This is a genomic window from Streptomyces sp. NPDC093109, assembly GCF_040701725.1.
Taxonomy (GTDB): domain Bacteria; phylum Actinomycetota; class Actinomycetes; order Streptomycetales; family Streptomycetaceae; genus Streptomyces.
In genome coordinates this window covers 40,812-54,459 of record NZ_JBFBEZ010000001.1, presented here as the reverse complement: position 1 = coordinate 54,459, position 13,648 = coordinate 40,812, and the positions used below count along the sequence as shown (strand labels likewise).

At 70.3% G+C, this 13,648-nt stretch carries 9 protein-coding genes; 6 read left to right on the top strand and 3 right to left on the bottom strand.

All coding sequences use genetic code 11. The annotated features are described in order from the left end of the window. Positions 1 to 12: 12 nt before the first annotated feature. Complete coding sequence (locus AB0389_RS00260) at positions 13 to 3,303, bottom strand: discoidin domain-containing protein (protein WP_366393034.1); 3,291 nt, start codon at positions 3,301 to 3,303, stop codon at positions 13 to 15. A gap of 246 nt (positions 3,304 to 3,549) precedes the next feature. Beyond that, entirely contained in the window at positions 3,550 to 4,578 is a 1,029-nt protein-coding gene (locus tag AB0389_RS00255; RefSeq protein WP_366393033.1) for a LacI family DNA-binding transcriptional regulator, read from the bottom strand. Between the two features lie 261 nt (positions 4,579 to 4,839). Here AB0389_RS00255 and AB0389_RS00250 point away from each other — a divergent pair, with 261 nt between their 5' ends. The 6 genes from AB0389_RS00250 to AB0389_RS00225 all read left to right on the top strand — a co-directional run bounded on the left by AB0389_RS00250 (position 4,840) and on the right by AB0389_RS00225 (position 12,842). Then, the gene (locus AB0389_RS00250; RefSeq protein ID WP_366393032.1) at positions 4,840 to 6,174 is read left to right on the top strand and encodes a sugar ABC transporter substrate-binding protein; all 1,335 of its coding nucleotides are present in this window, start codon (positions 4,840 to 4,842) and stop codon (positions 6,172 to 6,174) included. A 78-nt stretch (positions 6,175 to 6,252) separates the two neighbouring features. Further along, positions 6,253 to 7,167: a sugar ABC transporter permease gene (locus tag AB0389_RS00245; protein WP_366393031.1), complete on the top strand. Its 915-nt coding sequence runs from the start codon at positions 6,253 to 6,255 to the stop codon at positions 7,165 to 7,167. 41 nt (positions 7,168 to 7,208) lie between these two features. Continuing rightward, a complete protein-coding gene (locus tag AB0389_RS00240) occupies positions 7,209 to 8,030 on the top strand; it encodes a carbohydrate ABC transporter permease (RefSeq protein WP_366393030.1) in 822 nt (273 codons plus the stop codon). 56 nt (positions 8,031 to 8,086) lie between these two features. Continuing rightward, positions 8,087 to 10,021 carry a beta-L-arabinofuranosidase domain-containing protein gene (locus tag AB0389_RS00235; protein ID WP_366393029.1) on the top strand — a complete coding sequence of 645 codons (1,935 nt, stop codon included), beginning with the start codon at positions 8,087 to 8,089 and terminating at the stop codon, positions 10,019 to 10,021. 106 nt (positions 10,022 to 10,127) lie between these two features. Further along, the gene (locus tag AB0389_RS00230) at positions 10,128 to 12,278 is read left to right on the top strand and encodes a helix-turn-helix transcriptional regulator (protein WP_366393028.1); all 2,151 of its coding nucleotides are present in this window, start codon (positions 10,128 to 10,130) and stop codon (positions 12,276 to 12,278) included. A gap of 6 nt (positions 12,279 to 12,284) precedes the next feature. After that, positions 12,285 to 12,842 carry an XRE family transcriptional regulator gene (locus tag AB0389_RS00225; RefSeq protein ID WP_366393027.1) on the top strand — a complete coding sequence of 186 codons (558 nt, stop codon included), beginning with the start codon at positions 12,285 to 12,287 and terminating at the stop codon, positions 12,840 to 12,842. 318 nt (positions 12,843 to 13,160) lie between these two features. Here AB0389_RS00225 and AB0389_RS00220 read toward each other — a convergent pair whose 3' ends face one another. Next, entirely contained in the window at positions 13,161 to 13,628 is a 468-nt protein-coding gene (locus tag AB0389_RS00220; RefSeq protein ID WP_366393026.1) for a MarR family winged helix-turn-helix transcriptional regulator, read from the bottom strand. Positions 13,629 to 13,648 lie beyond the last annotated feature (20 nt).

Here is a 13,648-nt window from a genome sequence, read left to right as displayed (position 1 = left end):
TCATCGGTCGGGTCAGGGCCCGTACGCCTTCACTTCGAGGAGTCCGACGGAGCTGGTGCCGTTGCCGGTGAGCAGCACACGGAGGCGTGTGGTGTCCGTGGCGGTGAAGGTGACGGCGTTGTACCGGTCCTTGGCGAGCGGATAGGAGCCGGCGCCGGGCATGTCCACGTAGGCGCTGCCGTTCCAGTACTGGAGCTTCCAGGAGGCGGGCAGGGTGACGCCCTGGGCGTCGTCGAAGAAGTACACCTCGGCTCTGTCGACGGTCCTGGCCGACGGCCAGGTCAGCTCCGCCCACTGCTGTCCGGTCTGGGGCCACGTTCCCCAGCGCGGGTTGACGGTGTCGTTGGACGACGGCGGGTCGATGCCGTCGTTGATCGCCGCGACGCTCTCCCAGGGGGAGGTGTACGACGCGGACGGCGTCGCGGCCCTCGCCACGTTGGCCGGTGGCTGGACACCGCCCCGGTTGTGGACCTTGATCTCGGTGAGCCCGGTCCTGGCCCCGGAGGCGTGGGTGGCGAGGACCCGTACGCGCTGGGCGCTGATCGCGGGGAACCGCACCAGGTTGTAGTTGGCCCGGGGCGCGGCGGGGCTCTTGGTCTGGTCGGGCACCGTCACCCAGGAACTGCCGTCGTGGTACTGGACGGTGTAGGCGGAGGGCGCCCGGTAGGTGGCGGAGGCCGGGCGGCTGTCCTTGAAGTACAGGCGCATCTCGTCGAGGGTGCGCGCGGTGCCGAAGTTCAGCTCGTACCAGTCCTGGCTGTTGGGAGATCCGCCGGCGCCCCAGAACGGTTCGTTGGTGGGATACCCGTCGACTGCGCCGGAGACGTTGCTGCCGGACCCGGTGTAGGAGGCGGACACGGTCGCTCCCGAGGCCAGGTTGGCCGGATCCCCGGTCAGGTCGACACCGGCCTTGGCGAGCATGTCGACCATCTGGGGGCTGCTCTGCACGACCTGGTTGGGGGCCTTGAGGCCGGGGACGGCCGTGCGGTACGTGACGGTGCCGTTCGTGGTGACGTCACCGGTGGCCGGGTCCCAGGTGAAGGGGGTGAGCGAGCCGACGGTGGCGACCCGGCTTCCGTTGATGAAGATCGAGTAGCCCTTGGGGATGCCGGGGTAGTGCACCGTGCTGTCGGCCGGGTCGTCCCAGACGACGGACAGGTCGGCGCCCCGGTAACGGAGGTTGTTGACCGTGAAGTGGCTCCAGCCGATGTCGATCGGGGACAGCTCGACCTTGGCGTCGCTGCGCGGGCGCAGCCCCGCGACATCCTCGATCACGGTCCAGTTGCTGCTGCCGAGGATGTTGTGGTGGATCCAGGAGCGGTAGTCGATCCCGGTGCCGTTCCAGTCCGCCCAGAACTCGTTGGCGTCGGGCCACTGGGTGTCGCCGCCGACGTACTGCGCCCAGGTGTTCCAGTAGAGCAGCTTCTTGTAGTCGGTCGCGCTCATCCAGGAGTTGGGATAGTTGCGCAGCACCGAGGAGTACAGCCGGAACTGCACGGTGGAGTTGATGGTCGAGAAGTTGTTGGAGCCCGGGTTGCCGGCGGCGGCCGCGGCCTTCTTGTCGGCCTGGTTGGCCGTGTAGAAGGGGAAGACGGGGTACTGGGCCGCGTCGTCGTACAGCCGCAGGGCCTGCTTGTAGGCCGCGGTGTCGGGGACGGCTCCGACCGAGAACGGGTAGTAGTTGTTGATCTCCTTCCAGGGCACCCATTCGTTGGTCGACTTGAGCCGGTGCTCGAACAGCTGCCGGTTCGGGTTCCACAGTACGTTGACGATGGCGTCCTTGATCTGCGTCGCCAGCGTGCGCAGCTCGGCGGCCTTGGCCGTGTTGCCGGTCGCCTCGTACGCCTGGGCGGCGGCGAGCGCGCCGCTGTACTGGTAGGCGGACTCCGTGCGGTCCATGTTCCCGGGCTTCCAGTGGAAGGAGACCGCGTCGGCGTCGTTGCCGGTCAGCGCACCCCAGTCGTACTCGATGAGCTTGTTGTTGTCGTGGTCGTAGTAGTCGAGCTGGCCCTTGACGTCGCCCTCCGCGTAGTGCGCGAGCTGACCCGCGATCGCGGGCTGGCCACCGTGGATCTGGTAGCTCTTCCACGCGGCCTCGGCGATGTACTGGGTGTAGCTGTTGGACCAGTTCTCCGGGTCGCCCGGGTTGTCGAGGAAGCGGCCGCCCTTGGACGTCTGGCCGACGCTGAGCCAGTCCCCGTACGCGTAGGCCGGGTTGCGCAGGTACTTGAGATCGTCGATGTGCATGGGCTGGGTGAGCGCGATCGCGTTGTTGTAGCCGAGGACGCCTTCCATGGAGGTGGGGAACTGGAAGGTCTGCCCCGGGATGTCGGCGTCGAGATTGTTGAAGCGCATCAGCCACCAGCGGTAGTAGATGTTCTTCTTGATCGCGCCTTCCGGTACGTCGATGTACGGCACGTTCTGCGCCCACCACAGGTTGTAGGCCCTGACGTGGGTGGCGAACGCGGTGGCGTTGGAGTAGGCCGCGTAGGCGTTGTACTCGGTGAGCGACTCGGGGATCTCGTCGGTGACGAAGCCCATCACCACCTTGGCGGTCACACTCGCTCCGGCCGCGATCGTCACGGACCGGTTGAGGCCGCCGCCGGTCGCGGTGAAGCCGTCGCCGGTGAGCCGCGGGCGGACCGTGGTGAGGTTGTTGTACGCGTTGATCTGGCCGGTCAGCTCGCCGCCGCTGCCCGTGGTGGCGTACGGGGAGACCGCCCGCAGCTGCAGTGTGGTGGCGGCGGTGCCGTTGTTCCTGATCGACAGGTTGGTCACGGCGACGTTGTTGTCGGTGATGAACTTCGTCTGGTCGACCGTGACCGAGCCGCTGGTGTGCACGCTCTTCCAGTGGCTGGGCGTCTGCCGGCGCTGGGCGACCTGTTCGGTGAAGGTGCCCGGGGTGATCGCGACGCTGTAGGCGTTCTGGTTGCTGAGCGACTCCCAGTAGGCGACGTTGCCGCCGAAACCGAGCACGGCGGGGTTGTGGGTCTTCATGAAGACCGCGCGCCCCCGGCTCATCAGCCAGGGTCCTGCCGGGTCGTTGCCGGAGCGGGCCAGCAGACGGTCCATCCAGAAGTCGGTCCCCGAACTCTCCGCGTCGTACATGGCCCGCATCATGTCGCCCGGTGTGTGGGCGACGGGCGGGGCCGGGATCGCCGGTCCGGAGAAGGAGGGGAACCCGATCGTCTGCGCCGCGGAGGCAGGGGGCGCGACGACGACGGAACAGACGCTGAGCACCAGCGCGACGAGGAGACTCCTCGTCCGCAGGCGTCGTAACAGGTGGACGTGCGGTCTTCTCATCGGATGCTCCCTGTCCGGTTGACAACAAGCGCGTGCTCGTGAGGGCGCCGGAGTGCGTGACCCGTGCGTGACCCGTGCATGACCCGAGGCGTGCCGAAACAGACCTGAAAGGTTTTCGCAACGTAGGAGCGGGCCGGTGAGGTGTCAAGGGATGCGGACGGGACGGGCCGGGCGGACCGCGGTGTTCAGGACAACGGGGTTGAGGACAACCGAATTCAGGACAGCGGAGGTTCAGGACAACGGGGCTCAGGACAGCGGCGCTGTCGACTCCCTGATCACCACGCGGCAGGGCAGGGTCTCGATCCCCGAGCGCCGGTTCCCGGAGATCGCGGTGAACAGGGCGTGCGCCGCCGCCCGGCCGACCTGTTCGAGGTTCATGTCGACACTGGTCAGCGGAGGGCGCGAGGAGGCGGTGAGGACCTGCCAGTTGTCGAAGCCCATCACCGCCACGTCCTCCGGCACCCGGTGACCGCGCTCGCGCAGCACGTCCATCACACCGCGGGCGATCTGGTCGCTGCCGCACAGCACGGCGTCGACGTCGGGGTGCCGGTCGAGCAGCAGCGCGGTGGCCGCCCGCCCCCACCCCTCCGTCCAGGCACCGAAACGCGGTGCGCCGACCGGCGCGAGGCCGGCGTCGGCGAGCGCGGCCCCGGCCCCCTCGGCCCGGTCCCGCGCCGCGAGATAGCCGGGGTCCCCGGTGATGTGCGCGATCCGGGTACGGCCGCAGGCGAGCAGGTGTTCCACCGCGATCCGGCCGGCGTCGACGTTGTCGGGGACGATGGACAGATCCGCGGGATCGTCCGACGGCGCGTACGCGTGGACGACGGGGACGGGCAGGTCACGCCCGAGCGACGGACGCGGATCGGTCCGGCTGCCCACCACGATGAGCCCGTCGACCCGGCGCCCGAGCAGCGCCCGGACGTGGTGCTGCTCACGGATCGCGTCGCCGCGGGCGTCGCAGAGGAAGACAGCGACCTCGCCCGCGCCGAAGGCGTCCTCGGCGCCCATGAGGATCGGGATGCTGAACCGGCCCTCCAGATCGCTGGTGAGCAGACCGACGGTGCCCGTACGCCCGGCGAGCAGGCCGCGGGCCAGCTGATTGGGCCGGAACGAGAGCCGCTCGGCGGCCTCGATCACCCGCTGCCTCGTCTCGGCCCGCACCTGGCTTCGGCCGTTGAGGGCCTTGGACGCGGTGGCGACGGACACGCCCGCCAGCCGGGCGACATCGCTGAGTGTGGCCGGACGCGAACGAGCGGGGCCGGTCGCCTGTGACATGGGAGTTCTCCTGTTCCGCTGCGCGTGGGGGAAACCGTACGCGAGAAGTTTCGGCCCGGGTGGGACAAGAACGTTTTCACAGGTTTCGGCAGGACCCTCGCAGGCGTTCCGTGCAAGGGGATTGACGGGCCGTACACCGGGTTATAGCTTTCTGAAAGCCTTTTCGGTTCATTTTCGCTCGACGAGTTCAGTGCCACCACATCCATCGTCCCGGCCGGCCGGCCCGCCCACGGGCCCCGCCGCCGCACAAGGGGGATCGTCATGGGGAGCACGACCGGACCGCGTGGACCACTGCGCCGCCTCGCCACCGGCGCCGTCGCCCTGCTCGCCGCCGCGGGCCTGATCACGGCATGCGGGACGGGCGACGGCGGTTCGGGTGGCGGGGGAGGCGGCACGGGCGGGGGAGGAGGCGCGGCGGCGGACGCCAGAGGCGTCGACGACGGCACCACACTGACGATGTGGACGCGCGCGGCGACCCGGCCGCAGAGCGAGGCTCTGGTCAAGGCGTACAACGCGCACCACAGGAACAGGATCGAGCTCACCGTCATCCCGACCGACGACTACCAGGCCAAGGTCGGCGCGGCGGCCGGGAACCGCGACCTCCCCGACCTCTTCGCCTCCGACGTGGTGTTCGTACCGAACTACACCTCGAACCGCCTCTTCACCGACCTCACCCGACGCATCGACGCCCTGCCCTTCGCCGCGCACCTGGCCCCGTCGCACATCAAGGCCGGTACGTACGAGGACAAGAAGTACGTCGTGCCGCACACCCTCGACCTGTCGGTGCTCTTCTACAACAAGGAGCTCTACCGCCGGGCGAAACTCGACCCCGCGAAACCGCCCGCCACACTGGCCGAGTGGGACCGGCAGGCACGGGCCGTGGACGCGCTGGGCGACGGTGTCGACGGCACCTTCTTCGGCGGCAACTGCGGCGGATGCGGTGTCTTCACCTGGTGGCCGTCCATCTGGGCCGGGGGAGAGGACGTACTGAACAAGGAGGGCACGGAGGCGAACCTCGACTCCGGCACCGCGAAGAAGGTCTACGAGACCTACCGGGGATGGGTGCGCGACGGCATCGTGGCACCCGGCGCGCGCGACGAGACGGGCGCGACCTGGACCGGGGTCTTCCCGAAGGGCAAGGTCGGTGTGATGCCCATGCCGTCGACCACCCTGGGGCTGATGCCCAAGGACCTCGACCTCGGGGTGGCGCCCATTCCCGGACCCGACGGGGGCAGGTCCACGTTCGTCGGCGGCGACGCCATCGGTATCTCCGCCACCAGCCGCTCTGCCGACCAGGCATGGAACTTCCTCGCCTGGTCACTGGGTGACGAGGCACAGGTCGACGTCGTCGCCGCGCACAAGGACGTGGTGGCACGTACCGACCTGGCGTCCAACAAACACTCCGACGCGGACCCGCGCCTGGTCCTGATCAACCAGCTCGTGGCGGACGGCCGTACCCCGTACGCGCTGAAGTTCGGCCAGACGTTCAACGACCCCAACGGGCCCTGGCTGAGCCTGATGCGCAACGCGGTCTTCGGCGACGGCGCGTCCGTGGAGAAGGACAACAAGGCGGTCACCACCTCGCTGACGAACTGAACCGCACACTGACCCGCACACCGACCGGCACACGGATTGTGCGAGCACCCCTCCCACGTCACCCGGCAGAGGAGAACCATGCAGGTGAAGGCGCCCGACCGAGCGGCCGCCACGCCCCGGTGGCGGTCCCGCAGGCTCCAGGGCCTCGGCTACGCGGCCCCCACGGCCCTGTTCGTCGTGGTCTTCTTCCTGCTGCCGCTCCTCCTCGTCGGACAGATGTCGCTCAGCGACTGGCCGCTGCTCGCGGGAGACCAGGGCACCAACGCCCCCAAGAACTACACCGACGCCACCGGCGGCACCCTCCTGTGGCCCGCCATCCGCTTCACCCTCCTCTACACCGTGATCGTCACGGTGGTCCTCCTCGCCCTGGCCCTCCTGCTGGCCCTGCTGGTACAGCGCTCCCGCCCCGGGACGGGCCTATTCCGTACGGTCTACTTCCTGCCCGGCGCTCTGGGGCTGGCCTCCGCCTCCCTGCTGTTCTGGGGCCTGTACAGCCCCACCACCGGCCCCCTCAGCCACCTCCTGGAGCGAACCGGCCTCACCGACGAGCCGGTGTCCTTCCTCGGCACTCCCACCTCCGCCCTCCTCTCGACGGTGTTCCTCGTCGTGTGGAAGTTCGCCGGGTTCTACATGCTGATCCTCCTCGTGGGACTCCAGAACATCCCCCAGGAGGTGTACGAGGCGGCGCGGACGGACGGGGCGAGCCGCGGCCAGATCCTCCGCTCCATCACCCTCCCGCTGCTCAGGCCCTCCCTCGCCCTGTCCCTGCTCCTGTGCGTGACCGGATCCCTGCTCGCCTTCGACCAGTTCTACGTACTCACCAAGGGCGGACCCGACAACAGCACCGTGACCGTGGTGCAGTTGATCTACCGCGAGGCGTTCCAGCGGCTGAACCTCGGCACCGCCGCGGCTCTGTCGGTCATCGTGCTGGCCGCTCTGCTCCTCCTCAACTTCCTCCAGTTCCGCGGCCTGCGCCGCACCGACGCGCCATGACCCGCACCCGTACTCGTACCGCGAGGAGAAGGGACCCCGCCGTGCTCACCCGCGCCCTCGGCCGCACACCGCACTACGTCGTCGCCGGCGGCCTCGCCGTCCTCTTCCTCTTTCCCCTGCTGTGGAGCGCCTGGGCATCCGTCAGCGCCCAGCCGGGCACCGCGCAGGAGTCCGGCTACGGCCTCGGCAACTACCGGACCCTGCTCGACTACGACGCGGGCCTGTGGCGCTACCTCCTCAACAGCACCGTCGTCTCCGCGCTCACCGTCGCCCTGACCCTCGGGGTGTCACTGCTGGGCGGCTACGCCTTCGCCCGCTTCGACTTCCCGGGCAGAAACCTGCTCTTCCTGCTGACACTGGCCATCCTCATGGTCCCGTACGCCACCCTCCTCATCCCCCTCTACGTACTGCTCGGCCGGCTCCACCTGCAGAACTCGCTGGTCGGACTGAGCCTGGTCCTCACCATGTTCCAACTGCCGTTCGCCACCTTCATGATGCGGATCTCCTTCGAGGCGGTGCCGCGTGAACTGGAGGAGTCGGCACTCGTCGACGGCTGCGGCACGGCGGGAGCGCTGCGCCGGATCCTCCTTCCGGCGGTGCGCCCCGGGCTGATCACGGTGGGGCTCTTCGCGTTCCTCGCGGCCTGGAACGACTTCATCGCACCCCTGATCCTCATCTCGGACAGCGCGCGGGCACCCCTGCCGCTGGCTGTCGCGAACCTGCGGCAGCAGAGCATGGGCGCCGTCGACTACGGCGCCACCGAGGCGGGCGTGGTGGTCCTCGCCGTACCCTGCCTGCTCCTCTTCCTGCTGCTGCAACGGCACTACGTACAGGGCTTCATGTCGGGGGCCCTCAAGGGCTGAAACACCCCGCGTCCCGTGAACGGACAACCGGAAGGACGTACCGAAGGCATGAACTGGTGAGGGAGAACAGCACGGCGCGCCCGCACGTCCTGCCGGTGGCGCCGACCAGCGGCCGGCTCCGGCCGCTCGGTCTCGACGAGGTCAGGATCACCGGCGGCTTCTGGGCCCGGCGCCGGCAGGTCAACGCGAGCGCCACACTCGACCACTGCCGGCACTGGATGGAACGCGCCGGCTGGATCGGGAACTTCCGGGCCGCCACCGAGGGCCGCGTCCACCGGGACCGGCGCGGCCGCGAGTTCGCCGACTCCGACGTCTACAAACTCCTCGAAGCCATGGCCTGGCAAGCAGGCCCGCACACCGGCGCCGCGCCCGACGCCGGAATCGCCGCACTCACCGAAACGATCGCGGCCGCCCAGGAGCCGGACGGCTACCTGAGCACCGCCTTCGGCCGCCCCGGACAGCTGCCCCGCTACAGCGACCTGGAGTGGGGCCACGAACTGTACTGCTACGGGCACCTGATCCAGGCGGGCGTCGCCGAGATACGGACCAGGGGCGAGGGCGAACTCGCGAAGACCGCCCGGCGGGCGGCCGACCATGTCTGCGCCGTCTTCGGTCCCGGCGGCATCGAGGGTGTGTGCGGACACCCCGAGATCGAGACGGCGCTGGTCGAACTGGCCAGGGCGACCGGAGAGCAGCGCTACCTCGACCAGGCGGCGCTCTTCATCGACCGGCGCGGACACGGCACACTCCCCGACACCGAGTTCGGCCGCGCCTACTTCCAGGACGACCTGCCCGTCCGCGAGGCCACGGTGCTGCGCGGACACGCCGTACGCGCCCTGTACCTCGCGGCCGGCGCCGTCGACGTTGCCGTGGAGACCCGGGACGACGCCCTGCTCGCGGCGGTCGTACGGCAGTGGGAGACCACCGTGGCCCGGCGCACCTATCTGACCGGCGGCATGGGCGCGCACCACCGGGACGAGTCCTTCGGCGACGACTTCGTCCTGCCGCCCGACCGCGCCTACGCGGAGACCTGTGCCGGAGTCGCCTCCGTGATGCTCGGCTGGCGGCTGCTGCTCGCCACCGGCGACCCGCGCTACGCCGACCTCGCCGAGCGGACCCTGTTCAACGTGGTCGCGGCCTCCCCGTCCGAGGACGGCCGGGCCTTCTTCTACACCAACACCCTGCACCGGCGTTCGAGGGGCACCGCACCCGACGCGCACGCGGAGAGCCCGCGCGCGGAGTCGGGCCTGCGGGCCCCCTGGTTCGCGGTGTCCTGCTGCCCGACCAACGTGGCGCGGACGCTCGCGCTGCTGCCGGGCTACCTGGCGACGGCGGACGACCGGGGCGTTCAGCTGCACCAGTACGCCGACGCGGACATCGCCACCACCCTCACCGGCGGCCACGCCGTCGCGCTGCGGATCCGTACCGACTACCCGCACGGCGGACGGGTGACGGTACGGATCACGCGGACCCCGGACCACCCGTGGACCCTCTCGCTGCGCGTCCCCGCGTGGACGGCGGGTGCCACCGCGTGGCTGGTGCACCCGGACGGCACCCGCGAGGCCGTCGCGCCAGGCACGGCCGCGGTCACCCACGTCTTCCGGCCGGGCGACGAGATACGCCTCGACCTGCCCGTAACACCCCGCTGGGTGGGCGCCGACCCGCGTATCGACGCGGTACGCGGCACACTGGCCGTCCAGCGCGGCCCGGTGGTGTACTGCGCGGAGTCCGTGGACCTGCCCGACGGCCAGGACGTCGACGCCGTACGGGTGGACCCGTCGACGAGCCCGCAGGACGGCCCGGCCGGCACCGTCCTCGCCCCCGGCGCACTCACCGTCCGCAACCGCCGACCCGATCCCTCCTGGCCGTACACCCCGCCGGAAGAGGCCCCGGCCCCCGCGGAACGCCGCTCGGAGATCGTCCTGGTCCCCTACCACTCCTGGGCGAACCGCGGCCCCTCGACCATGCGGGTGTGGCTGCCGACGGTGTGACGTCGGTGAACACGTCGTACGCGATGCGTACGCGAGAGGCGCGTAGCGCGTACGCGACGCGTACGTTTCGCGGGGTAGGGTGCGGTGCTGGATCAGGAGGTGTTCCGTGTCCGAACTGTTCGACGCGGTCGACGCGCTGCTCGCGTCCCGCGCCACGCTGCCGGTGCCGGCCGAGCGCAAGCGGCTGCGTGCCGCGCACGGGCTGACGATCGATGAGGTGGCGACCGCGCTGAAGGTGCGCCGGGCCACCGTGTCCGCCTGGGAGTCCGGCAAGACCGAGCCCCGGCCGCCGGAACGGGACGCGTACGCGCGGCTGCTGGACAAGCTCGCGGAGCTCTACCCCGCCCCGGCCGACGCGACCGTACCCGTCCAGGACGCCGCGGTGCCGGACATGCTCACCGGCACGCCGACGCGGGCGGAAGCGCAGACCCCGCAGTCGCCGTCGCCGTCGCTGTCGCCGCCGTCGGCGGCGCGTCGTTCCGGCACGAAGAAGGCGGCTCCGGCCGCCACCCCGGCGGCGGCCACCGATCCGCGTTTCGAGAACGGCCCGCTCGCGGTCGTCGACGTCGACGCCGAAGGGAACGCGCTGGCGTACTGCGTCGGCGGCCTGGTCCTGGACACGCCCGCGAAGTCGGTTCCGGCCCTGGTGGACTGGACGCTACGAGAGGCGAAGCTCGGGCAGCCGAAGCTGTCGGGGCCGGGCAAACCGGCCGATCCGCTGCTTGTGCTCACCGAGGCCGCGCTGGAACGCTACGGCCTCCCCGTCGCCCTCACGGAGGAGGAGCGGCTCGCCGGGCGGCTCCCGGAGAGCCACAAGGTCATCAGGCAACTGGCCCGCGCTGAGTGGCAGTTGACGAAGCGTGGGTTCGGGCCGTGGGCGCGGATCTACCGCCCGGCCAAGGGCTCGGACCGGCAGTGTGTCCAGCTGTGCGTCCCGTCGTGGAACGCGCTGGACCCCCGGCACTGGGGCGTGGCCGGGCGGCTGCCGGCGGCGGAACTGGCCCGGCTGCTCGGCACGTACGCGGCCCGGGTGATGACGCCGCGCGGCTCCACCGCGGTGACCGGTCTGGAGCTGATGACCGCGTTGCACCCGCCGACCCGCGCCTCCGAGCCGGACGCCGACGGCAAGCGGCACTCCGAGCACAACTCCGGCTCGCTGGGCGTGGACCCGGTGGACTGCGCGCCGTGCGAGGCCCCGGACGGGCACCCGCTCCTGAAGGATCTGCCGCGCTTCCACGTCCGGGGCCCGGCGGAGAAGCTGGTCGAGGAGGCGTACGACTGGGCGCGGCCCCTTACCGACGCCGAATGCCTGCGCCGCAACCTCGTGGGCGTCGACGTCAACATGGCCTTCGCCGCCGGAGCGAACGGCCTCACGGTCGGCCTGGGCGCGCCGACGCACGTCGAGAGCCCGGTGTTCGACCCGAAGCTGCCGGGAAGCTGGCTGGTGGACCTGTCGCACGTCGACCTGGACCGCGTGAAGGTCGGCAAGGAGTGGGTGGAGCTGGACGGTTCGCTGCTGCCCGGCCCGTTCACGCCGAAGGGCGAACGCCCGGAGGGCCCGGCCTGGTACGCGACACCCACCGTCGCCTACGCAGTGGAGCTCGGATACGACGTCGCGCCGCTGGAGGCGTACGTCCGGTACGAGAACGGCCGCTACCTGGACGGCTGGTACCAGCGGCTGCGCGACGCCTACCTCGCCACGATGGCGGACCTCGGTGTCGGTGTGGAACTGTCACCGGAGGACTTCCTGGCGGCGATGGACGGTTACCGCGGCCGTGACCCGGAGCTGGCGATCGTGGTGTCCGCGGTCAAGGCGACGGTGAAGGGCGGGCTGGGGAAACTGCGCGAGCGGCCCCGCGGCGAGGGCTGGCGCCCCGGCGAGCCGTGGCGGGCGCTGTCCCGGCCGACGTGGCGGCCGGACATCCGCGCGGCGGTCATCTCCCGTACCCGGATCAACCTCCACCGCAAGATCGTCAAGCACGCGGCGTTCACCGGGCAGTACCCGGTCGCGATCCTCTCCGACTGCGTCGTCTACGCGGCCGACGGCGAGAGCCCGCTCGGCTTTCTTCCGTACCGGGAGGGCAAGGCGCTGCCGGGCGGCTTCAAGCTCGGGGTCAACCCGGGCCTGGTGAAACACGAGGGCACGCAGAGCGTGCTGTGGGGCGAAGGCGTCCGCGAGAAGTTCAACGCCCCGGAGCTCAACCTCGCCCGGTACATCAAGGACGGCACCGTCACCGACCAGGACAGCGGGGAGTAGCAGGCCATGAGCACGTTCGGGGACGGTCTCGACAAGGCGGTGCAGAAGGCGTTCACCCGCCCCGTACCCAAATCGGCCGGCGCACAGATGCGATACCTGGTCAAGCAGCACAAGGGCACCAGGCAGGTGGCCCAGATGCTGCGGGTCTCCCAGCGCACGGTCGAGCGCTACGTGAAGGACCAGATCAAGAAACCCCGCCCGGACCTCGCCACACGCCTGGAGACCGAGGTCAGGAAACGCTGGCAGCCACAGATCCGGGCCAGAGCCCGCCAGAACGCGGCCACCACCGGCGGCATCGTCATCGACACCCGCGCCCGCCTCGGCTACCTCGCACCGATCGGCTCCACCGACGAGGACCGGATCCGGCACCTCACCGTAGCCCTCCCACCCCGCCACGCCGCCCGCCTCTTCGAAGCCCAGGAACAGGGCGCCGCCGACGACCGCCTCCGCGAAATCGCCGCCGAAGCCCTCAAGGAGACCTACTTCCAGGACGGCGGCCGCCGCGCCGGCTCACTGGAAGAGGTCCGCTTCACCGACATCGAACACCTGGAATTCGACCTCTGATCACAGGCGTTCAACGCGGGCCGAGCTCAACATCTCTGGTCGGGCAGCCGGAACACACTCCCGTGCCCCGGCTCCCCGACCACAACACCTGTGACCATCCCCGTACCCGGGCGCTCCCGGCTCACACAAGGTCCTCCCACGTCCACCGTTCGGCGGCATCGCACCGACTGCGGGACAGCTGCCGAAGTCGGGGCGGCGCATCGCCGCATCCCGTGATGATTGCTGTCGGGCGAGGAGCCGGACCGCCGACGATGCCACGGCCCATCCTCATCGATGCCTGGGCTCCTTGCGGTGATGGGGCGTCGGGGTGCAGCTCGTTCAGTCGCGGCTTGTGGTCTGTTGTCTGGACCATGCGGTGGCGTCAGCTCCGTATCGGGCCAGGAGGCGTGCGAACTGGATCCGTTCCTCCGGCGGCCAGGCGGCGGTGATCTCCTCGAACGCTCTTCGCTGTTCGGTGGCGAAGCGGTTGCGTTCGGCCTCGCCGTGTTCGGTGAGTTCGAGTACGGTGCGGCGTCCGTCGGACTGGGACACCGCACGGCGCAGTAGTCCGTCGTCGATGCAGGCGGCGGCGGTGCGGCTGGCCACCGGTTGGGCGACGCCCATTTCGGCGGCGAGGCCGCCGACCGTCATCTCGCCCGGGGCGTCGGCGATCACGTTGAGTACGAGGTTGCGGGAAAGGTCCTTGCTCGAAGCGGGTGCGCGTCGTCGCAGACGGGAAAGTGCCGGGCCGATCTGGTCCAACGCCGGGTCGTCGGAGGGGTGCCCGGAGAAGGACGCGCTGCTCATGAGCCTGATTGTAGGCCCCC

Coding starts and splice junctions, on each gene's coding strand:
- AB0389_RS00260 (WP_366393034.1), bottom strand. CDS start 3,303: ATGAGAAGACCGCACGTCCACCTGTTACGACGCCTGCGGACGAGGAGT.
- AB0389_RS00255 (WP_366393033.1), bottom strand. CDS start 4,578: ATGTCACAGGCGACCGGCCCCGCTCGTTCGCGTCCGGCCACACTCAGC.
- AB0389_RS00250 (WP_366393032.1), top strand. CDS start 4,840: ATGGGGAGCACGACCGGACCGCGTGGACCACTGCGCCGCCTCGCCACC.
- AB0389_RS00245 (WP_366393031.1), top strand. CDS start 6,253: ATGCAGGTGAAGGCGCCCGACCGAGCGGCCGCCACGCCCCGGTGGCGG.
- AB0389_RS00225 (WP_366393027.1), top strand. CDS start 12,285: ATGAGCACGTTCGGGGACGGTCTCGACAAGGCGGTGCAGAAGGCGTTC.
- AB0389_RS00220 (WP_366393026.1), bottom strand. CDS start 13,628: ATGAGCAGCGCGTCCTTCTCCGGGCACCCCTCCGACGACCCGGCGTTG.